This is a genomic window from Shinella sp. GW821-FHT11G07 (genome assembly GCF_058808115.1).
On sequence record NZ_JBXARJ010000014.1, the window covers coordinates 93,252 to 114,753 of the forward strand.

Genomic DNA, 21,502 nt, shown 5'->3' on the forward strand with positions numbered 1-21,502 from the left:
TCATGCTCCGATCAGCTTGCGTGCATGCTCGGCGAGTTGCTTCTTCTGGATCTTCGCACTTGCCGTCATGCCGATTGCTTCGAAGCTTTCGACGATCCAGACATGGCGCGGCACCTTGAAGCCGGCCATATGGGATTTCGCCCAGTCCATGATGTCCGCCGGCTCCGCATGGGCGCCCTGCTTGAGAATGACGAAGGCGCCGGTGACCTCGACAAGCCGCTGGTCCGGCACGCCGACCACCGCTGCCTGGCGGATGGCGGCATGGCGGTGCAGGACGTTTTCCACGTCCGCCGGCGAAACGTTTTCGCCGCCGACGCGCACGATCTCCTTGGCTCGGCCGAGGAAGGTGAGCCTGCCATTTTCGTCCAGAGCGCCCATGTCGCCGGTGGAAAGCCAACCGTCCGCGGAAAGCGCCGCGTGCGTCTCGGCGGGCTTGTCGAAATATTCCTGCATGACACTCCAGCCGCGCACGTGGATTTCACCCGGTTCGCCGCAGCCGACCTCCTCGCCGTCTTCCTTCAGAATGCGAACCTCGACACCCGGCTGCGGTCGCATCGCGGCGGAGATGCGGATTGCCTCGGGCTCCCACCAGCAGGATTGCGCGACGTTGGGCGAAGCCTCCGACAGTCCGTAACCGACGACGCATTCGCGAGCGCCGAGTTCGTCGATGACACGGGCGACGATGGTGGGTGACGCGGCAAGCCAGGCGCCGCGCAGGACGAGACGTCGTTCTGCGCGGTCCGGATGGTCGAGCAGCATCAGCGCCATGGTGTCGTTGCCGGAGAAATGCGTGCAGCGCTCTTCCTCCATGAGGCGCAGCGCTTCGCCCGGCTCGAAGCGGTCCATGGAGACGAGCGTCGCCATGTGCTGGAGGCAGGAGAGGATCGACAGTGTCGTGCCTGCGACATGGAAGAACGGTCGGGCGCTGTGGAAACGGTCGCCGACGCGAAGCCCCATGCGGTGGCCGGATACGAAGGCATTGCCCAGCATGCTGCGCTGGGTCAGCAGCACACCTTTCGGGAAGGACGTGGTACCGGATGTATACTGGATGAGAAGGGGGGCGTCCGGGCTGCAAGCCGCTAAAACGGTTTCCGTGCCGCTCGTCAGCAAGGCCTGCCAGGAGATTGCGGCGGACGGCACGTCCTCTCCGATGACGATCAGTTGGCGCAGATCGGGAAGGGTGGGAACCGGCAACTGCTGTGTAATGGCGGGATCGATCTGCCGTAGCATGCCGATGAAGTCGATCTTCAGGAACCGGTCGCACAGAATGAGGCGCGAAACCTTCGACTGGCGGAGGGCATATGCCATCTCGGTAGCGACGAAGCGTGTGTTGATCGGCACGGTGACGGCGCCAAGCGAACCGATCGCGAGGAAGATGGAGACCCATAGCGTGGAATTGCCGAGGCAGAGGCCGACATGATCGCCCTTCTTCACGCCCTGTGCTGCGAGCCCATTGCGGATACGCGCGACCTCGCCGGCCAAGGCGGCATAGGTAAGCCGCCTGTCGCTCGCCACGACGGCTTCGACGTCGCCGGCAAGGGCTGCGGCCCGTTCCAGCGCGGCGGTAATCGTAGTCGGGCAGAGAGCGTCGATGTCGAACGCGGTGTGGCGGTCGGCGATCATGGTTCCTTGCCTCCGATGTTTTTGGTGAAGCGGTCCAGGCCATCCCGCCATCCGCCGTCCGCCAGGCACCGTTCGATCGCGGCCATTTCGACGCGTATGCCGTTGTTAAGGTCGGTTTCGCTGCCGAGATCCACCGCCTGCTTGGTCAGTGCCATGGCGAGCGGCGGCGCGGCGGCAATTGCGCTGACGATGCCGGCAACAGTTTCGGCAAGAGCGTCTGACGGGATGATACGGGCGACGAGGCCGAACTGATAGGCTTCCTCAACCGGCATGGTGCGGCCGGTGAACAGCAGTTCCTTGGCTCGCATCTTGCCGATCGTGCGTTGCAGGCGCTGCGTCGCGCCGACGGTGCCCCATTGCGGCTCGGGGAAACGGAAGGTTGTCTTGTCGGATGCGATGACGAAATCGCAGCTCATGAGGATTTCACCGCCGGAGCCGACCACCGGGCCCTGGGTGACAGCAACCACCGGCTTGCGGCAACGGGCGATGGCATCATAGGCGGCGAACGAAGCCCTACGCCGTGCGATCACCCAGGCCTCATCGCGGCCGTTGCGCTCTTTCAGGTCCGCGCCCGCGCAAAAGACGGGGCCGTTTGCGGAAAGGACGACGGCACGGATATCCGCATCCGCATCGAGTGCCTCGAACATCTCCTTCAGCGCAAGGCACATCGGAAGGTTGAGCGCATTGCGTGCTTCCGCGCGGTCGAGCACGACATGGGCAACACCATCCGCCTTGCGCAGGAGAATCGGGGATTTGGGGCCGCTCATCAGATCACTCCCTCATTGCGCAGTCGCTCGATGGTTTCGGCCGGCATGTCCAGTTCTCCCGCGAGCACGGCCGCCGTATCGCCGCCGAGGGGTGGCGGGCAGCCGATGGCCGGATCGTCGTAGCCGGCAAAGCGCAGCGGCGTGCGCAGGGCGCGGACGGTGCCTTCGGCGGGATGGTCGAACGTGCCGACTAAGCCGCGGGCGACGCTGTGCGGATCGTTCAGGGTCTCGCGCACCGTATTGACCTCGCCGGCCGGCACGCCGCGGCTTCGCAGCGCCTCGGCGAGGGGCGCACGGTCGCGGCTCGCGATCGCCTGGCGCATGCGTGCCATGACCCGGTCCCGCGCAGCGACGCGGGCGGCATTCTTCTGCAAGGCTTCATCGACGAGAAGATCGTCGAGACCCAGCACCGTGCAGATGTCGTGCCAATGCTGGTCGCTGCCGCTGATATGCAGCCATGATCCGTCGGCGCACTGGAATGCGGCGGAGGGAACGCGTCCGGGATGTTCCGTTCCCGAGCGCCCTATATCTTCGTCGAGTGCAAAAAGCCGCGCTGCTGCGAGCGCCAGAAGGCTCGTCTGCACGTCCATCATGGAAAGATCGACGTGGCATCCTTTTCCCGTACGGGCGCGGCCTACCAACCCCGTCAGGATGGCAATTGCCATCCACAAGCCCGACGTCATGTCGGAGACCGGAATGCCGCTCTTGGCAGGCGGCGCGTCGGGATGCCCGGTGAGATGCATGATGCCGGAGAGCGCCTGGAAGATCGTGTCGTAGCCATTGCGCAGGCGATAGGGCCCGGTCTGGCCGAAGCCGGTATTGGAGACATAGATCAGGCCTGGATTGCGGCCGGACAAAGTCTCATAGCCGAGATTGAACCGATCCATCTCGCCGGGCAGGAAATTCTCGACAACGACATCGTGTCCTTCCGTAAGCCGTGCTGCAATCTCCTGGCCTTCCTCTGACTTGAGGTTCAGCGTCATGGAGCGCTTGGCGCGGTTGAAGGCGAAGAAATATGCGCTCTCGCCGCCCGGCAGTCGGGGTTCGAAGAGGCGGGATTCGTCGCCCGTCCCCGGTCGCTCAATCTTGGTGACCTCCGCGCCGAGCTCGGCCAGGATCTGCGTCGCCATGGGGCCGGCAAGCACCCGGGAAAAATCGAGAATGCGGATACCCTCTAGCGGCTTCATTGGCTCTCCTCCCGGAAGCTGCGCATCTGCGCGTTCACGGTGCGGCCAGCCGCCATCGCCGCGTCATAGGGAAGGTCCGCCACGCGATAATAGAGCGACTTGACCGCCGCCATGGCCTTCGGGTGCGCCGCCGCCCACTGGCTGGCGATCTCGAGGGCCGCTTCGACAATGTTTTCAGGTGCCACGATCCGGTTGACGAGGCCGAGGGCGCGCGCCTCCTCCGCGCCGATGAGGCGGCCGAGACTGACCAGCTCGAAGGCGGCCTTTCGCCCGAGCGAGCGTTGCAGGCCGGTCATCACCAGCGCCGGCACGATCGAGTGCCTGAGTTCGGGATAGCCGAACTTCAGGTCGCTGCCCGCGACCATCATATCGCAGCCGATGGCCAGGCCTGCGCCCCCGCCAACGGCCGCGCCGCGCACCGCCGACACGATGGGCTTGGAGAGGCTCTGCATCATCGCCTGCGTGCGGCATGTGAGGTCGGCGCGCTTTTCGACGAGGTCCTGGTTGGCGGGTGTCAGCGTGGAAAATTCCGAAAGGTCGGCGCCGGCGCAAAAGGCGCGACCGCTTCCCGTCAGCACGATCGCCCGCACGGATTCTTCGGCATCGGCGGCCAGCAGCGCGTCGTGCAGCGCCTGCGTCAGGGCTGTGTCGAGGGCGTTCAGCTTGTCGGGCCGGTTGAGCGAGAGGATGCGGACCGGACCGCGGTCTTCGATGATGAGGATCCGTGAAGCGTTATTCTGTGTCATGAACAAATCCTATGCTGCCAGATGGCCGAAACCGGTTCGCGCCACCTTGCTCTGCAATTCCCGGCCAAGAGCCCGTTCGCATTGCAGCGAAGCGGTCTGGAGCCTGTCGATGTCGATGCCGGTGGCAATGCCTTCGGCCTCGAAGAGATTGACGAGATCTTCCGTCGCCACATTGCCAGTATAGCCGCCGCCGTAGCGGATCTGGGTGGGATGCCCGCCGACGCCGCCGATGGCGCTGTCGAACCAGCGGCATCCGGCCTCGTAGGCGGCCATGCAATTGGCGATGCCCGTGCCGCGCGTGTCGTGGAAATGGGCGATGGGTGTGACATCCGGCACTTCGGCCACGGCGCGTGTGAAGAGGCGGCGTACGCTGCCGGGCGTACCATGGCCGGTCGTGTCGCAGATCGAGACGTGACGCACGCCGAGGCCGGCAAAGGCCTTCAGGTCGTCGATGACGGAAGCAGGGTCGACCTTGCCCTCGAAGGGGCAGCCGAGCGCCATCGAGATCACGCCGATCAGGCGGAACCGGCCGTCGGCCAGCGCGGCCATCTCGGCAACATTGCGCCATTGCTGTTCGCGTGTCGTGCGCAGGTTCTTCTCGGTGTGCGATTGTGTTGCCGACACGAGCAGGCTGATTTCCTCCGGCCCGCGTCCCGCCGCGTGATCGTCAAGCGCCCGCTTGACGGCGTGCAGGTTCGGGCAGGTGGCCTTGTAGGTGGTGCCGGAGCGGCGGTGGATGCCGGACAGCACGAGACTGGCATCGGCGAAGGCCGGAACATGGCGGGGGCTGCTGTAGCTGGTTGCCTCCACACGCGCGAAGCCGGCCTCGGAAATGGCGTCGATCAGGGCGATCTTGGTTTGCGTGGCGAGATCTGTCGTCTCGTGCTGCAAGCCGTCCCTTGCGAAGCACTCGCAGATCGTCAGCTCTCCCGACATCTCGATCCTCCCGGTTTTCATGGGGATAGTGATGCGAAATTTAGTTCATATTGTCAACTATAATTCTGACGATGCGACCTAATCCTCGTCGAGTTCGCGCAGGTCTTCCTGCGATGCATTGGTTTTCAGGTCGTGGAAGTAGTGTGCGCTGTTGCGTCCCACACGCTGCAGAAGCTCGATCAGGATCTGCCGCTCGGCATGGCTGAGGGTTGAAAGCATGTGTTCGTTTCGCTCGAAGGAGTCCGCGAGGATCGCCTGCGACAATTCCAGGCCTTCCGGGCTGAGTTTGAGCAGGATGCTGCGGCCATCCTCCGGATTGGCCGTTTTCAGGATGTAGCCGCGGTCGATCATCGCCGAAACCGTCCGACTCATCTGGCTTTTCAGCAGTCCGCTGTGCTTTGCCAGCTCTTGTAGCGGCACTTCGCCGAGATATTTAAGGACGGCGAGTGCGCGCCATTCGCGGGCGGTGATGCCGTATTTCGGGCGGATCGACAGGGCGGCAATGCGGGTGGATAGGCCCGCAAGCCGCTGCAGTTCGAAGGAAAATAGGTCCCGGATGTCGGGCTCAGTCTTTTGGGGTGATGTGTGGCCGCGAAAGAAATGGCCGTCGTTGCGACTGGAGCGATCCGTCAGGTTTTCGTTTTGCTTATTCAAGTGGTTGCTCCTCACGGTTCCGGCGGACGGATATTATGCGGATAAATTTGGTTGACAACGTGAACAATATAGTTCATCTCATTAACTAGATTGGCACGCAGGGAATGGAATGTCGATCCTGTATTCGGACCGTGGAGGATGACTCCGGCCGATCATCACCAGAGGAGGAGTTTGGTAATGGCATCGTGTAATCGCGCATTCTTGACCGTCGCCACGGCAGCCGGTGTACTGGCCTTCGCCGGCGCCGCAGTGGCACAGGAAGCACTCATCGTCGCCGGTTTTGGCGGCAATCTCCAGGCCGACTTGCGCAAGACGATCTGGCAGCCGGCGGCGGATGCCGCAGGCGTGGAATTGCGCGAGGAGACCCATGATGGCCTCGCCGCCGTGCGTGTGCAGGTGCAGTCCGGTTCCCCGACCTGGGATGTCGTGCATCTCGGCGCAGACGAATGCGCGGTCGGCGGCAAGGAGGGGCTTTTCGAACCGCTGGACTACAACACGATCAGCACCAAGGGTTTCGATACGCGCGGCTACGGTGAGCACTGGATTGCGACGAACACCTATTCGGTGGTTCTCGCCTGGCGCACGGATGTCTATAAGGACAAGGCGCCGGCAAGCTGGCAGGACTTCTGGAACGTCGACGCGTTTCCTGGCCGCCGCGCACTCAGCACCTATCCGCAGGAGATGATGGAGATCGCGCTCATCGCGGATGGGGTGAACAAGGACGGCCTCTATCCGCTCGACACCAAACGCGCGCTGGCTTCGCTCGAGAAGATCAAGGGCGATGTCGGCGTCTGGTGGTCGTCCGGCGCACAATCCGCGCAGCTGCTGAAGGACGGCGAGGTCGATATGATGGCGATCTGGGGCAGCCGCGTTGCCTCGGTGATAACAGACGGCGCGCCTGTAAAATTCACCTATCAGGATGCGGTCCTCGGCTATGGCTGCCTCGCGATCCTCAAGGGTGCACCGCATGCCGCCAGCGCGCAGAAGTTCATCGCCGGCGTGGTATCCCCCGAAGTGCAGGCCCGCATTCCGGAAATGATGCCGTATTATGGTCCGACCAACAGTCTCGCCTTCGAGGTGAAGGCGTTTTCGCCGGAGGTGTTGGCGCAGTCCAACATGTCGCCGGAGAACGTCAAGAAGCAGACCTTCCTCGATGCGAACTGGTGGCGCGACAACAACGAGCTGGTTCGCGAGGACTATAGCCTGTTGATGTCGAACTGATCGAACGAACCGGGAGGACAGGATGCGCTCGGGCAGAGTCAACCTTCGCGAGGTCCACAAGGCCTATGGCAGTTTCAGGGCGCTCGACGGCGTTTCCCTGGATATCAAGGCGGGGGAGTTCCTGACGCTTCTTGGTCCTTCCGGCTCGGGAAAGACCACGCTTCTCAACGTCATCGCCGGCTTCGAACGGCCCGACCAGGGCAGCCTGCTGGTTGATGACGTGGAGTTCATCACGCGGCCGCCGCACAAGCGCGACCTTGGCATGGTGTTCCAGAACTACGCGCTGTTTCCACATATGGATGTCTTTTCGAACGTCGCCTATCCGTTGAAGCTGCGCAAGGTGGACAGCGCGTCTATCCGCAAGCGCGTGATGGGCGCCCTGGAAATCGTCCACATGCAGCACCTCGCCGATCGCCGGATCACGGCACTGTCGGGCGGCCAGCGCCAGCGTGTCGCGCTCGCCCGTGCCTTCGTCTTCGAGCCGCGGCTGTTGCTGATGGATGAACCGCTCTCCGCTCTCGACAAGAACCTGCGCGAGCACATGCAGATCGAGTTGAAGCGGCTGCACAAGCAGCTCGGCATGACGACGATCTATGTGACGCACGACCAGCAGGAAGCCTTGACCATGTCGGACCGCATCGCCGTGCTCGACAAGGGCAGGATCGTCCAGCTCGACGTGCCGGCAACGGTCTATGATCGGCCGAATTGCAAGTTCGTCGCCGGCTTCATGGGCGAGACCCGCTTCCTGCCCGTCGAATGCCGCGATCATTCCTATCTCCTGAATGGGCGGCCTCTCCAGCTTGCCGATACGCGGGCTGTATCCTCCCGTGGCGAAAACTGGCTCATGGTTCGCCCGGAGCGGCTACGCTGGGAAGGCGAGATCGGACGCGACAATTGCATCGAGGGCAGGGTACTCGATGTCGTCTACCGCGGCGATTGCAATCAGGTCTCGGTCGAGCTTTCGGGCGGGCATGAAATTGCCATTCGGCATTCGGGCAGCGAGCGCAAAGCGTTGCCGCAGCCGGGTGATAGCATTGCCCTGTGGCTGCCGGCGCAATCAAGCCTGGTCATGGGGAGTGCCGCGCCATGACGCTGGCTATCGACCGAGCGTCCGACTTGCCGCTCAACGGCACCATGCTAATGAGTGCTGGAAACCGTGAGCAGAGGATGTTCCAGGGGCTCACCCTGCCTGCACTGATCCTCGTCACCTGCATTCTCCTCATACCCTTCGCCTGGCTTGCATGGCTGTCGCTGTTCGATGCTGCCGGGAACCTTTCGATCCAGAACTATGCACGGCTGCTGCGGCCCGCCTATGTCGGAAGCTTCCTCACGACCTTCAAGGTCGCGGGATTGGTGACGGCGCTTTGCGTCGTCCTTGGATACCCGGTCGCCTATCTGCTTTCGCAGCTTTCGCCGCGCACGGCGCAAATCCTCATGGTCTTCGTGATCCTGCCGTTCTGGACCTCCGTGCTGGTGCGCACCTATGCCTGGCTGGTTCTGCTGCAGCGCAAGGGCGTCATCAATGACTGGCTGCTGTCGATCGGCGTGATCGACCAGCCGCTCGCCCTGGTGCACAATCTGACGGGCACGATCATCGGCATGGTGCATGTCATGCTGCCTTTCCTGATCCTGCCGCTCTATGCCTCGATGAAGGCGATCGATCCGGTACTGCTGCGCGCCGCCGCAAATTGCGGCGCTTCTCCGAGCCAGGCATTCCGGCAGGTCTTCCTGCCCCTCTCGATGCCCGGCCTTGCCGCGGGGATCGCGCTGACCTTCGTTCTTTGCCTCGGCTTCTACCTGACGCCGGCGCTCCTCGGGGGCGGGCGTGTTGCGATGTGGTCCACGCAGATCGCCGATACCGTTTCGAAATTCTCCAACTGGGGGGCGGCAAGTGCGCTGAGCGTGGCCCTGCTGGTGGTGACGGCCGTCATTCTCTGGGGTGTTCGCAAGTTGACCGACGCCTTGAGCTTTTCTGCGGGAAGACCGTGATGCTGAACACGCCTGCCACATCCACCCAGATCACGCATGGCCAGCGCCTCTGGCTCTATGTGACCGTCGCCCTGGTCATGGCCTTCCTGATCATCCCCTGCATGCTCGTCATCCCGATGTCATTCTCGGACTCGCAATATCTCGAGTTTCCGCCGCGCAATCTCAGCCTCCGCTGGTATGAAGCCTTTTTCACTTCGCCGGAATGGATCCAGTCTGCGGTCGTGTCGCTGAAGGTGGCGAGCCTGACGACGGTGCTGGCCACCGTACTCGGAACCCTGGCTTCCTACGGTCTCTACAAGACCACCAGTCTCTTGGCGCCGGCGACACGTGGTCTCCTGATGCTGCCGATGATGATCCCGCTGATCTTCGTCGCCATCGGTGTCTTCTTCGTCTATGCGCGCTTCGGCCTCAACAACACGATCACCGGCCTCGTGCTGGCGCATACGACGCTTGCCATCCCCTTCGTCATGATCGCGGTCGGCAACGGGCTGAAGGGTTTCGATCCCAATCTCGAACGGGCGGCCCGCAGCTTGGGAGCGTCGCCGGTGGCCGCCTTCCTCACCGTCACGCTGCCGCAGATCCGTATCTCGGTGCTTTCGGGCATGTTGTTTGCCTTTGTTACGTCCTTCGACGAGGTCGTCGTTTCGCTGTTCGTTTCCAGCGGCTCCAATTCCACGCTGACAAAGCGCATGTTCGCCAATATCCGCGATCAGGTCGATCCGACCGTCGCTGCCATCTCGTCCATGCTGGTGGCGCTTTCGATCGTCGTGCTCATCGCTGCCCAGTTCGTAAAGCGCAAGGACGCGTAGTACGCGCCGCGCGCCGTTTGTAATTCCAGGAGGAAAACCATGTACAACTCGCTCCGCATGCGCGATATCGCGTCCCAAATCCACCCGCAAACCAATCTGGCCACCCATGAAGCCGTCGGACCGACGATCATGGCGCGGGGCGAAGGCGCCTATGTCTATGACGACGACGGCAAGCAATATATCGAGGGCATGTCCGGCCTCTGGTGCGCGGCGCTTGGCATGAGCGAGAAGCGGCTGGTCGATGCCGCCACGCGTCAGCTCAATACCTTGCCCTACTACCAGAACTTCGCCCATCGCGCGACGGAGCCGGCGATCGAGCTGTCGGAACGTCTTCTGAAGATTGCGCCCGTGCCGATGTCGAAGGTGCTGTTCCAAAGCTCGGGCTCCGAAGCGAACGACACGGCCGTCAAGCTCGCCTGGTACTATTTCCACGCCCAGGGCAAGCCGGAGAAGAAGAAGATCATCGCCCGCAACCGTGGTTACCACGGCACCTCCATCGCCTCGGCCAGCATCACCGGCCTGCCGCACCTGCACCGTGAATTCAATCTGCCGCTTCCCGGCTTCCTGCACGTGACATGCCCGCATTTCTATCGCGAGGGCCTGCCGGGCGAGACGGAGGAGGAGTTTGCCACGCGCCTGGCCGACGAGCTGGATGCGCTGATCGTGGCCGAAGGGCCAGACACGGTGGCCGCATTCTTTGCCGAACCCGCCATGGGCACCGGCGGTGTGGTCATCCCGCCGAAAACCTATTTCGAAAAGATCCAGAAGGTCCTGAAGAAGCACGACGTGCTTCTGGTGGCCGACGAGGTTATTACCGGTTTCGGGCGCACCGGCGCGTGGTGGGGTAGCCAGACATTCGGGCTGGAGCCGGACATGATCACCTGCGCCAAGGCACTCACGGCCGCCTACATGCCGCTCTCGGCGGTGCTTCTTTCCGAGCGCCTCTATTCCGGCATGCGGGCGCAGAGCGAGAAGATCGGCGTCTTTGGGCACGGCTATACCTATGGCGCTCATCCGGTGGCCTGTGCGGTGGGCGTCGAGGCGCTGCGGATCTACGAGGAGGACGGGATCATCGATGGCGTCGCCGCACTTGAAGAGCGCATGGCCGAGGGAATGCGACCGCTCATCGACCACCCGCTCGTCGGCGAGGTGCGCGGCGTCGGCCTGATGTGGGGCGTCGAGATTGTCCGAGACAAGGAAACACGCGAAGCCTTCCCGGCCGACATGCAGTTCGGTGTCGGTATCCAGAACCGCGCATTCGAGAATGGGCTGGTTTGCCGGTCGCTCGGCACGGCGATCGCCTTTGCCCCGCCGCTGATCAGCACACCGGAGCAGATCGATGCGATCGTCTCGCGGTTCCGCGATGCGCTGGACCGATCCCTGGACGCTTACCTGGCGGGCGGCGGCCGGCTCGGCAAGCAGTGAGGAGGCTGCGGTGCTGGCGATCTATGACGAGCGGCAGTCGCTGCACCGGCCCTTGACGCGTATTGCAGGTGGCGTGCTGCAGCCCAATCTCGAGGTTCCCGAGCGCATCGAGAAGTTTTGCGAAGGGCTGGCGCTGGCCGGTGTCAGTGTCGTCGCCCCTGCTGGTGACGATACGACCCTGATCCATCGCCTGCATGATGCCGGCTATCTTGATTTTCTGGAGAACGGTTTTGCCGCCTGGCGCGCGATCCCCGGCAATGGCCCGGAGTTGCGCTCCAGCATTCACCCGAATATCTACATGAACCGGCGCCCGGACGATCTTCTCGGTCGTGCCGGCTTCTACCAGGCGGATGCAGGCTGCGTCCTTGTTGAAGGAACGTGGGAAGCTGCAAAAGCGAGCGCTTTGACCGCACTCGATGCTTCCCGGCGCGTGCTTGACGGCGAGGACATGGTCTATGCCCTGTGTCGTCCGCCTGGCCATCATGCCTATCGCGACAAGGCCGGCGGCTTCTGCTATCTCAACAATTCCGCCCTTGCCGCCGAACAGGCGGTCGTGGCGGGGCGGCGTGTCGCAATCCTCGACATCGATGTGCACCATGGCAACGGCACGCAGACGATGTTCTATGATCGCGGTGACGTGCTGACGCTGTCAGTGCACGGCGACCCCGCGTATCTCTACCCCTACTATGCTGGTTATGCCGATGAGGCGGGGGGCGGCGCGGGGGCGGGAAAGAACCGCAATTTCCCCCTTCCACTCGGCAGCGACGGCGCGGCGTATCTGGTGGCGGTGCGGACGGCATGTGAAGACGTCCGACGGTTTGGCGCCGACTTCCTTGTCCTGGCTCTCGGCCTTGACGCATCCGTGAACGATCCCTTTGCTTGCATGAGAGTGGACGACGGGCATTTCAACCGCATCGGGCAGCACATCGCGAAGTTACGAATCCCGACCGTCATAGTTCAGGAGGGAGGCTATGTTTCACCCTTCCTTGCCGCAACTTTGGCAGCTTTCATCTCTGGCATTTCGCAGTAGCAGGCAGACGCGTATGCGTAACACAGGGGAAACGGTCAGTGCTCCAGCCAGATCTGTGACGGCAGAGGTCGAACCTCATCAACGCCAAAAGCGTTTTTTAAATCGGCCTGGGCGACGTTGCGCGTCTGTGCCGCGAACTTGATATCTCTTTGGCTTTGGGCAACATGGCACACCGAATTCGGTGTGCGCGGCGATGAAGCCCGCCAAGGGGAAAACTCGTGAGTGCTACAAGGCCTTCGGTGGCAAGGCCATCTGCTTCCAAACAGACAGCCGGCCGCATGACGCGTGAGGCCTGGATCGTGGCAGGAATCGAGGCACTCATTGTAGAAGGCATCGCCAATGTGAAGATCCAGGTTATGGCCAAGACGCTCGCCGTTTCGCGGTCGAGCTTCTACTGGTTCTTCGCCGACCTGCAGGAACTGCACCGCGAGCTCATCGAATACTGGCTGCGCAAGAACACCAGTCCTATCATAGAGCGGGCGCTTCGGCCGGCGCCGACCGTCACCAGGGCCGTATGCCACATTTTCGAATGCTGGGTTGACCCTGATCTCTTCAGCCCGCGCCTCGATGCCGCCGTCCGCTCGTGGGGGCAGGTGGATGCATCGGTGCGCAGCATTGTTGATCAGGCGGACGACCAGCGCGTCGATGCGGTCACTCGCATGTTCCTGCGTTACGATTATCCGCAGGACGAAGCCTTCATTCGGGCCCGGGTTCTCTACTTTACGCAGATCGGTCATTTCACACTCGGCATGCGCGATGACAGGGAGATGCGGCTGCGTCTCTTGCGCCCCTATCTCCTCAGCTTCACTGGTCGCGAGGCATCGGATGCCGAAGTTGAGGCTTTCGAAACATTGATGCGCCGTGTTCAGCCCGGCGGTTGAGCAATAGGCATTGCTGTACGTCTACGGATTGCTGGAATTATGGATGCTAAGCGACGGATGGCCGTCGCCACGCATATTCCCTTGCAATTTTCTGGACATTTGTGTCCAGTAGAAATATGCATATCGTCGGATCAAGCGGAGGGGCTTGATCGACCGGTTCCTTATCCATGAGGCAGCGCATGAAGCCGCACTCAGCCTTGTCGTTTTATCGCTGCGCCGAGGCGCGTGCGGGTGCTTTCCGATGACGCGGCACTACTCTGCACTTTCGCTATTCAAGGAAGGCCTTCGGGGTCAGAAGGGCTGGCAGCAAGCCTGGCGCTCGCCGGAGCCGAAGCCGCGCTACGACATTCTCATCATCGGCGGCGGCGGGCATGGTCTGGCGACGGCCTATTACCTCGCCAAAGTGCACGGCATCAGAAATATTGCGGTTATCGAAAAGGGTTGGCTCGGTGGCGGCAATACGGGCCGCAACACGACCGTCGTGCGCTCCAACTACTTCTTCCCAGAGAGTACAGCGCTCTATGACATGGCGTTGCGCCTCTACGAAACGCTCGGCCGGGATCTCAACTACAACATCATGCTGTCGCAGCGCGGCATCATCACGCTCGCCCACTCGGAGGCCGAGATGGAGATGGCGGCGCGGACGGTCAATGCAATGCAGATCAACGGTACGGATGCGGAATTGTTCGGCGTCGAGGATGTGCGCCGCGTCCTGCCGCTCGCAAATTTCTCTCCGGAAGCACGCTATCCCGTGTTCGGCGGCGTCTGGCAGGGCAGGGCCGGTACGGCGCGGCACGATGCCGTCGCCTGGGGCTATGCGCGCTCCGCAGACAGGCTGGGCGTCGATATCATCCAGTCCTGTGAGGTGGAGGAATTCCTGATCGAGGGCGGACGGTGCCGGGGCGTGAAGACCAGCCGTGGCGAGATCCGTGCGGAGCGCACGGGCATGGTCGTTGCTGGCCACTCCTCGCATCTCGCGGCCAAGGCCGGCTTCCGCCTGCCGATCACCTCCTATGCCCTTCAGGCCTGTGTTTCCGAACCGATCAAGCCGGTGCTCGATACCGTCGTGCTATCGCCCGGCACGGGTACCTATGCGAGCCAGTCGGACAAGGGGGAGCTCGTTCTCGGCGGGGCTCTCGACCGGGTTCCTTCTTATGGCCAGCGCGGCAACCTGCCGGTGCTGGAAGAGGTCGTCTCGGGGCTGCTTGAAATGTTCCCGTCGTTCCGCCAGCTCCGGCTGATGCGGCAATGGGCCGGTGTCGTCGATGTGACGCCGGACTCGTCGCCGATCATCGGGGAGAGCCCGTTGCCGGGCCTCTTCCTCAATTGCGGCTGGGGTACGGGAGGCTTCAAGGCCATTCCCGCCGGCGGCACGCTGCTCGCCTATCTGCTGGCGACGGGCAAACACCACGATGTCAGCCGCCCCTTCGATCTTGACCGCTTTTCACGCGGGCGACTGATCGACGAGGCTGCCGGCTCCGGCATCGCGCATTAGGAGGTTTTCATGCAGCTTTTCCCGTGCCCCTTCTGCGGACCACGAAGCGAAAGCGAATTCCACTTCGGCGGCGACGCCGGCAACCATCGCCCGGAAGGGTTTCGCGACGTAACGGATTGCGAATGGGCCGCCTATCTCTACCAGCGCAACAACCGGCGTGGCGCAGCAAACGAAATCTGGATGCACATGAGCTGCGGCGAGATTTTCCGCATGGAGCGGGACACGGTGAGCCACCGTGTGGCGCAGTCCGTCGTGCTTGGCGAAGGAGGCAACAATGACGCCTTGGCGCACTGAGGGCGGCACGGCCGTCGATCGGTCGCGACCGCTCACCTTCACCTTTGACGGCAAGACAGTCGAAGGCTTTGCCGGGGATACGGTCGCGTCGGCGCTGCTTGCCGGCGGAATTTCCGTGCTTGGCCGGAGCTTCAAGTATCACCGTCCGCGCGGCCTCTGGGGCGCGGGTGTCGAGGAGCCAAACGCCCTCGTGGATATTGCAGGCGGCATGCCGAACACGCGCGCCACGCAGGTGCTCGCCGCTGACGGCCTTGCGGTGCGCAGCGTCAACGCGGAGCCGAGCGCGGAAAAGGATCGCCATGCCTTCCTCGATGCCTTTTCCCGCTTCATTCCGGCCGCCTTCTACTACAAGACCTTCATGTTCCCGGACTGGCATCTCTTCGAGCCGCGCATCCGGCAGATGGCCGGTCTAGGGAAGCTGGACGAGGCTGCCAAAGGGCCTGCCTTCGCCGAGCAGGTGAACCATCATTGCGACGTGCTGGTGATTGGTGCGGGGCCTGCGGGTCTGCTTGCCGCGCGCGATGCAGTGCAGGCGGGTAAGCGCGTTGTGCTGTGCGACGATGGTTTGCACGCGGGTGGCAGCCTGCTTTACCGCGCGGCGACCATCGAGGGGAAATCCGGTGCCGAATGGGCGTCGCACGTTACCGCTGAACTGCAGCAGGCCGGAGCTTTGCTGCTGACCGGCACGACTGCCTTTGGCATCTACGATCACCATCTCATCGGCCTCAACCAGAAGGGCGAAAGCGACGGCCCCGACCGGCTTTGGCGTGTTCGCGCCGGGTCGATCATATTGGCCACCGGTGCGATCGAACGGCCACTGCCCTTTGGCAACAACGATCTGCCCGGTGTCATGTCGGCAGAGGCCGCGCTGGTCTACCTCCGTCGCTTCGGTGTCGCCGTCGGCCGAAAAGTGGTCATCGCGACGAATAACGGGTTTGCCTACGAGACGGCCGAAGCGCTGGCGGCGACGGGGGCCGATGTTACGGTCGTTGACTATCGTGGCGATGCCGCATCCTCTGGGGGCGTGCGGGTGCTGAGAGGTGTCACGGTTGTCGCGGCGGCCGGCCGCAACGCCGTCAACGCGGTGAGGCTGTCCGATGGAAGCGTGCTGGAAGCGGACGCGGTGCTTGTCTCGGGCGGCTTCACGCCGACCGTGCATCTCTATTGCCAGGCGCAAGGTAAGCTCGACTGGTGCGACGATATCCTCGCTTTCGTTCCCGGCCGGCTGGTCGAGGGCGTTGAGGTGGTCGGGGCTGCTGCAGGGCATTTCGGCCTTCCGAGAGCACTTGCGGACGGCACGAACCGCGATTTTGGCATCGTCGCAGCCTGGCCGAAACCGGGCGCGAAGGAGCGGGTCTGGATCGACCTGCAGAACGATGTCACTGCCAAGGACGTTGAACTGGCGGTGCGGGAGAACTTCGTCTCCGTCGAGCACCTGAAACGCTACACGACACTCGGCATGGCGACGGACCAGGGCAAGACCTCAAACGTCAACGGTCTTGCCTTGATGGCCGAAATCACGGGCCGCCGTATTCCCGAGGTCGGCACGACAACCTATCGTCCACCCTTCACGCCGGTGCCGCTGGCCTCCTTCGCAGGCGCCCGGTCCGGCACGCGCATGAACCCGCTGCGCCGTCTGCCGCTTGAAAAGGCGCATCGGGCCGATAGTGCCGTGTTTCGTGAATATGGCGGCTGGCTTCGGCCCGCCTTCTACGGTGCCGGTGCGCCGGAAGAGCGTATCCAGGCGGAAGCGAAGGCTGCCCGGGAGGGCGTGGCGCTTTTCGATGGCTCGCCACTGGGCAAGATCGAGGTCATTGGCCCGGATGCCGCATCGTTCCTCGACTTCGTCTATTACAACACCATGTCGACGCTGGCGCCTGGTCGCTGCCGCTACGGGTTCATCCTGACGGAGGGCGGCAACATTTACGACGATGGCGTGCTGGTTCGGCTTGATGAAAATCGCTTCGTCGTGTCCTGCTCGTCTTCGCATGTGGCAGGCGTGCACGCCCTTCTGGAGGAATGGCGGCAGGATCGCTTCGACAAGCGGCGTGTCTTCATTCACAATGCCACGGCTGAGATGGCGACGCTGACGGTCACCGGCCCACGGGCGCGGGCACTTGTGGAAAGCATTGGCTTCGGCGTCGCGCTTGACGATGTGACCCTGCCGCACATGGCCGTCGTCGCCGGCAGCGTCGATGGCGTTGCGGTGCGGATTGCCCGCATCAGCTTCACCGGCGAACGCTCCTACGAAATCTCCGTACCGGCTGATTTTGCCGCGGTGCTCTGGGCGCGGCTGCGGAAGACCGGCGCGGCTTTCGGTGCAACGCTGCTTGGCCTTGAGGCCCTGATGATCCTGCGTGCGGAGAAAGGCTATATCGTCATCGGAAAGGATACCGATGGCACGAGCCGCCCCATGGATTTCGGCCTTACCGCGCCGCTGGAACGCAAGAAGGTGGAGTTCATCGGCCGCCGCTCGCTGATCACCGAGGATGCGGCCCGGCCCGATCGGCGGCAGTTCGTCGGCCTCGAGGCAGCAGACGGCAAGGGTGTGCTGCCGACCGGCGCGCATGGCATCGAACGGGAAGCGGGAAAACCTCGCAGCACCGGCTATGTCACGTCGAGCTATTTCAGCCCAGCCCTGCAGAGGCCGATCGCGCTCGGGCTGATCGAACGCGGCCTGTCGCGCATGGGTGACGTTATCGAGTTGCAGCATCTCGGGGATATCAGGCGCGCGCGCATCGTCTCCTCCTGTGCCTTCGATGGGGAAGGGAGCCGCCTTCATGCTTGATATTGCCCGCAAATGGCAGCCCGAACCGGATTGGGTGCAGGCACGGCTGACAGGCCGCGCCATTGACATCCGAGCCCTCACAGGCGTGACGCAGCGCCTCGTCAGCGGCGATATCGACCGCTTCCTCGCTCGCTATGATCTCGGCAGGGATGTCGGCGCGCTCGGCCTTGCCTTCGGCGATCGTTATGCGGTGCGCGTTGCCCGCGATCGCTTGCTGGTCATCGGGCTTTCATCTGGCGATGTGGCAGACGGTTGGTACGATGAGGGTTATGCGGTCTCCACCGTCAGTTCCGCCCTGCGCCTCTTCGAGGCGACGGGCGAGGGCGTCCGTGATCTTCTCACGCGGGCGACGACGGTCGATCCTGATCATCCCGGACCCTGCGCTGCCATGCCGTTCGGCGGCGTGATGGGCACTGTCTACCGGCATACCAATGCCGAAACCTTGCGCATTCATATCGACAGGGGGCTTGCTGCCTACCTCTGGGAGTGGTTCGAATGCCAGCCACTCGTTTTGCAAGCATAGACTTTCATGTCTGGAAGGAGACCCGCGCTGGTGCGGGCGAAAAAAGGGAGTTGAGATAATGAAAAGAATTCTAATCCTCGGTACGGCGCTCGGCCTGCTCATGGGCACCGCGGCGCGAGCAGAAGACCTGACCTTCGCCGTCGCCGGCCCGCTCACCGGTCCGCTCGCGACGATCGGCGACCAGTTCAAGCAGGGTGCGCAGGCTGCGGCTGACGCCATCAATGCCAAGGGCGGCGTGATGGGCCGCCAGATCAAGCTGCAGTTCGAAGATGATCAGTGCGATCCAAAGCAGGCCGTCTCGGTTGCCAACCGCATTGCCGCCGCCGGCATCCAGTTCGTCGACGGCCATGCCTGCTCGGGTTCGAGCATTCCGGCCTCGGCCGTCTACGCCGAAAACGGTACGCTGATGATGAGCCCGGCCTCGTCCAATCCGGTCATGACGGACGATGCGGCCAACAAGGGGTGGACGAACATCATGCGTCTCTACACCCGTGACGATGCTCAGGGCGCTTTCATCGGCCCGTGGATCGCCAAGGAGTATGCCGGCAAGAATGTCGCCGTGCTGCACGATAAGACGGCCTATGGTCAGGGCGTTGCGGACGCTGTGCGTGCCACGATGAACGCAAACGGTCTCAAGGAAGTTCTTGCTGAAGGCATCAACGCCGGCGAGAAGGACTACAATGCTCTCGTTACCAAGTTGAAGGAGGCCAAGGTCGATGTCGTCTATTTCGGCGGCTATCACCCGGAAGCAGGCCTCATCCTGCGTCAGGCTGCCGAGCAGGCTTACAAGTTCCAGCTGATCATGCCCGATTCCATCGCCTCGCCGGAATTCTGGCAGGTCGCCGGTCCGGCCGGTGAAGGTACGATGTTCGTCTTCCCCTCCGATCCGCAGGCAAAGCCTGAAGCGAAGGAAGCCGTGGAAAAGATCAAGGCCGGCGGCTTCAAGCCGGAAGGCTTTACGCTGTTTTCCTATGCTGTGATCCAGGCCTTCGCCCAAGGTATCGAACGCGCCGGTTCGGATGATCCGACAGAAGTCGCGAAGGCACTGAAGAACGGCCAACCGATCGACACCGTGGTCGGCACCGTCACCTTCGACGAGAAGGGCGACCTGAAAGACGCGAGCTACGACATCAACCGCTGGAGCAATGGCAACTACGCGCCGATTGCCAAGTAACGCTTACATCGTTGGCGAAGTTCAACGGCCCGGCCAAATGCCGGGCCGCCTTTCTATTTGTCTGCCGAACCCAGCAAAACCTTGGGAGCGGTCCCGTGGAAACCACCGAGACAGCGTGATTGTTAGGGTAGGAAACCAAGCATCCTTGATGCAGTCAGGAGCTCTCTGGCCCTCGCCGCATATTGTCTCCAGAACGCGACTCCGCAGGATGGTAGTGAAATGCCAAGCGACACATGGCGTGCGTGCCTCGTACCATCGATGGCCTTTTTTGCCTGGTGTCGTTGGCGACGTCAGGGATGTCGTATTCCCGAAGGCTAGTTCCTCTTGCGCATGGTTTGCTGACGGCATTCAAGGTGCCGCCCGGACGTCGTCAGGGTGGATAATTGGGAAACCGGTCTGAGGCCGGTGCTGCCCCCGCAACGGTAGCGGAACGAAAACCTCGACGATTGCCACTGGCCACGGCCGGGAAGGTGTCGAGGGCGTCCTGACGGACGGTTCCGAAGCCCGGAAACCAGCCTTGAATACAAGACTCGGCCGATTGCGGTGGGCGATCGAGAGGCGAACAGCGTTGCCTCTGGGCCGCTTTGTTCCTTCTTCTTTCCATCCTTCGTCGAGAGACGTTTTGCAGGCCGCTTGGCGGTTTTCGCATGCGTTCCGACCATGATTCGGCCCGCGGAGGAGCGGGCCGGACAGGCTTCAACTCAGGAGGAGACAAGACTATGAGCAGAAACAGAGGCGTCGTCTATATGCGACCCGGCAAGGTCGAGGTTCGCGACATCGATGACCCGAAGCTGGAGGCACCGGACGGCCGCCGCATTGAGCACGGCGTCATCCTCAAGGTGATTTCCACCAACATCTGCGGCTCCGACCAGCATATGGTGCGCGGTCGCACCACGGCGATGCCCGGCCTCGTCCTTGGCCACGAGATCACCGGCGAAGTCATCGAGAAGGGCATCGACGTCGAGATGCTCAAGGTCGGCGATATCGTCTCGGTGCCCTTCAACGTCGCTTGCGGGCGCTGCCGTTGCTGCAAGTCGCAGGATACCGGCGTCTGCCTCACCGTAAACCCGTCACGCGCCGGAGGCGCTTATGGCTATGTCGACATGGGCGGCTGGATCGGCGGCCAGGCGCGTTACGTCACCATCCCCTATGCCGACTTCAACCTCTTGAAATTCCCCGACCGCGACAAGGCGATGGCAAAAATCCGCGATCTGACCATGCTCTCCGACATCCTGCCAACGGGTTTCCACGGCGCCGTGCGTGCCGGTGTCGGTGTCGGTTCCACGGTCTATGTGGCGGGCGCGGGTCCGGTTGGTCTTGCCGCTGCCGCCTCCGCCCGCATCCTCGGTGCGGCTGTCGTGATGATCGGCGACTTCAACAAGGATCGCCTCGCCCATGCGGCGCGGGTCGGTTTTGAGCCGATAGATCTCTCCAAGAGCGACAGGCTGGGCGACATGATCGCCGAGGTCGTCGGTACAAACGAGGTCGACAGCGCTATCGACGCCGTCGGCTTCGAAGCGCGTGGCCATGCAGGCGGTGAGCAGCCGGCCATCGTGCTCAACCAGATGATGGAGATCACCCGTGCCGCCGGCTCGATCGGCATTCCGGGCCTCTACGTCACGGAAGATCCCGGTGCGGCGGACGTCGCGGCCAAACAGGGTAGCCTGTCGCTGCGCTTCGGTCTCGGCTGGGCGAAGGCGCTGTCTTTCCATACCGGCCAGACCCCTGTGCTCAAGTACAACCGTCAGCTCATGCAGGCGATCCTGCACGACCGCCTGCCCATCGCCGACATTGTCAACGCGAAGATCATCGCGCTCGACGATGCCGTCCAGGGCTATGAGAGCTTCGACCAGGGTGCCGCGACCAAGTTCGTGCTCGACCCGCATGGTGATCTGCTGAAGGCAGCATAACGAGAAAACGACGTGCGCCGGCCGTTTCCGACGGTCGGCGCACCGAACCC

At 62.8% G+C, this 21,502-nt stretch carries 19 protein-coding genes and 1 riboswitch; of the genes, 13 read left to right on the forward strand and 6 right to left on the reverse strand.

Annotated features, from left to right (window positions below; genetic code table 11):
- From AC1RT2_RS24400 to AC1RT2_RS24425, 6 genes are all read right to left on the reverse strand, one after another.
- Nucleotides 1–1,623, reverse strand: coding sequence for an AMP-binding protein (locus AC1RT2_RS24400; RefSeq protein ID WP_493106061.1), 1,623 nt, complete (start codon nucleotides 1,621–1,623; stop codon nucleotides 1–3).
- Complete coding sequence (locus AC1RT2_RS24405; protein WP_493106063.1) at nucleotides 1,620–2,390, reverse strand: enoyl-CoA hydratase/isomerase family protein; 771 nt, start codon at nucleotides 2,388–2,390, stop codon at nucleotides 1,620–1,622. Before AC1RT2_RS24405 ends, AC1RT2_RS24400 begins: the two co-directional genes overlap by 4 nt.
- Nucleotides 2,390–3,577 carry a CaiB/BaiF CoA transferase family protein gene (locus AC1RT2_RS24410; protein WP_493106065.1) on the reverse strand — a complete coding sequence of 396 codons (1,188 nt, stop codon included), beginning with the start codon at nucleotides 3,575–3,577 and terminating at the stop codon, nucleotides 2,390–2,392. Before AC1RT2_RS24410 ends, AC1RT2_RS24405 begins: the two co-directional genes overlap by 1 nt.
- Nucleotides 3,574–4,323 (reverse strand): enoyl-CoA hydratase/isomerase family protein, encoded by a 750-nt coding sequence (locus tag AC1RT2_RS24415; protein ID WP_493106067.1) that lies wholly within the window; start codon nucleotides 4,321–4,323, stop codon nucleotides 3,574–3,576. The genes AC1RT2_RS24410 and AC1RT2_RS24415 overlap by 4 nt, the downstream gene beginning before the upstream one ends.
- Before the next feature lie 9 nt (nucleotides 4,324–4,332).
- Nucleotides 4,333–5,259, reverse strand: a complete 927-nt coding sequence (locus AC1RT2_RS24420; protein WP_493106069.1) for a hydroxymethylglutaryl-CoA lyase — start codon at nucleotides 5,257–5,259, stop codon at nucleotides 4,333–4,335.
- 78 nt (nucleotides 5,260–5,337) lie between these two features.
- Complete coding sequence (locus AC1RT2_RS24425; protein WP_069062092.1) at nucleotides 5,338–5,913, reverse strand: MarR family winged helix-turn-helix transcriptional regulator; 576 nt, start codon at nucleotides 5,911–5,913, stop codon at nucleotides 5,338–5,340.
- 177 nt (nucleotides 5,914–6,090) lie between these two features.
- Between AC1RT2_RS24425 and AC1RT2_RS24430 the strand changes: the two genes are divergently transcribed.
- The 13 genes from AC1RT2_RS24430 (at nucleotide 6,091) to fdhA (ending at nucleotide 21,452) form a co-directional block, all read left to right on the forward strand.
- Nucleotides 6,091–7,134: an ABC transporter substrate-binding protein gene (locus AC1RT2_RS24430; RefSeq protein ID WP_493106071.1), complete on the forward strand. Its 1,044-nt coding sequence runs from the start codon at nucleotides 6,091–6,093 to the stop codon at nucleotides 7,132–7,134.
- Nucleotides 7,135–7,156: 22 nt separating this feature from the next.
- On the forward strand, nucleotides 7,157–8,224 hold the full coding sequence (locus AC1RT2_RS24435) for an ABC transporter ATP-binding protein (RefSeq protein WP_493106073.1): 1,068 nt from the start codon (nucleotides 7,157–7,159) through the stop codon (nucleotides 8,222–8,224).
- Nucleotides 8,221–9,123 (forward strand): ABC transporter permease, encoded by a 903-nt coding sequence (locus AC1RT2_RS24440; RefSeq protein ID WP_493106075.1) that lies wholly within the window; start codon nucleotides 8,221–8,223, stop codon nucleotides 9,121–9,123. Before AC1RT2_RS24435 ends, AC1RT2_RS24440 begins: the two co-directional genes overlap by 4 nt.
- Complete coding sequence (locus AC1RT2_RS24445) at nucleotides 9,123–9,932, forward strand: ABC transporter permease (protein ID WP_493106077.1); 810 nt, start codon at nucleotides 9,123–9,125, stop codon at nucleotides 9,930–9,932. The genes AC1RT2_RS24440 and AC1RT2_RS24445 overlap by 1 nt, the downstream gene beginning before the upstream one ends.
- Before the next feature lie 39 nt (nucleotides 9,933–9,971).
- Complete coding sequence (locus AC1RT2_RS24450) at nucleotides 9,972–11,357, forward strand: aminotransferase (protein ID WP_493106079.1); 1,386 nt, start codon at nucleotides 9,972–9,974, stop codon at nucleotides 11,355–11,357.
- Nucleotides 11,272–12,387: a histone deacetylase family protein gene (locus AC1RT2_RS24455; RefSeq protein ID WP_493106081.1), complete on the forward strand. Its 1,116-nt coding sequence runs from the start codon at nucleotides 11,272–11,274 to the stop codon at nucleotides 12,385–12,387. The genes AC1RT2_RS24450 and AC1RT2_RS24455 overlap by 86 nt, the downstream gene beginning before the upstream one ends.
- A 278-nt stretch (nucleotides 12,388–12,665) precedes the next feature.
- Nucleotides 12,666–13,268, forward strand: a complete 603-nt coding sequence (locus AC1RT2_RS24460) for a TetR/AcrR family transcriptional regulator (RefSeq protein WP_493106083.1) — start codon at nucleotides 12,666–12,668, stop codon at nucleotides 13,266–13,268.
- Nucleotides 13,269–13,509: 241 nt separating this feature from the next.
- On the forward strand, nucleotides 13,510–14,763 hold the full coding sequence (locus AC1RT2_RS24465) for a sarcosine oxidase subunit beta family protein (protein WP_493106085.1): 1,254 nt from the start codon (nucleotides 13,510–13,512) through the stop codon (nucleotides 14,761–14,763).
- A gap of 9 nt (nucleotides 14,764–14,772) precedes the next feature.
- Complete coding sequence (locus AC1RT2_RS24470; protein ID WP_493106087.1) at nucleotides 14,773–15,057, forward strand: sarcosine oxidase subunit delta; 285 nt, start codon at nucleotides 14,773–14,775, stop codon at nucleotides 15,055–15,057.
- On the forward strand, nucleotides 15,038–17,845 hold the full coding sequence (locus tag AC1RT2_RS24475) for a 2Fe-2S iron-sulfur cluster-binding protein (RefSeq protein ID WP_493106089.1): 2,808 nt from the start codon (nucleotides 15,038–15,040) through the stop codon (nucleotides 17,843–17,845). The genes AC1RT2_RS24470 and AC1RT2_RS24475 overlap by 20 nt, the downstream gene beginning before the upstream one ends.
- The gene (locus AC1RT2_RS24480; protein ID WP_493106091.1) at nucleotides 17,838–18,368 is read left to right on the forward strand and encodes a sarcosine oxidase subunit gamma family protein; all 531 of its coding nucleotides are present in this window, start codon (nucleotides 17,838–17,840) and stop codon (nucleotides 18,366–18,368) included. Before AC1RT2_RS24475 ends, AC1RT2_RS24480 begins: the two co-directional genes overlap by 8 nt.
- A gap of 58 nt (nucleotides 18,369–18,426) precedes the next feature.
- A complete protein-coding gene (locus AC1RT2_RS24485) occupies nucleotides 18,427–19,542 on the forward strand; it encodes an ABC transporter substrate-binding protein (RefSeq protein ID WP_493106093.1) in 1,116 nt (371 codons plus the stop codon).
- 334 nt (nucleotides 19,543–19,876) lie between these two features.
- Nucleotides 19,877–20,076: riboswitch (cobalamin riboswitch) on the forward strand.
- Between the two features lie 185 nt (nucleotides 20,077–20,261).
- Nucleotides 20,262–21,452, forward strand: a complete 1,191-nt coding sequence (gene fdhA / locus AC1RT2_RS24490) for a formaldehyde dehydrogenase, glutathione-independent (RefSeq protein WP_493106095.1) — start codon at nucleotides 20,262–20,264, stop codon at nucleotides 21,450–21,452.
- Nucleotides 21,453–21,502 lie beyond the last annotated feature (50 nt).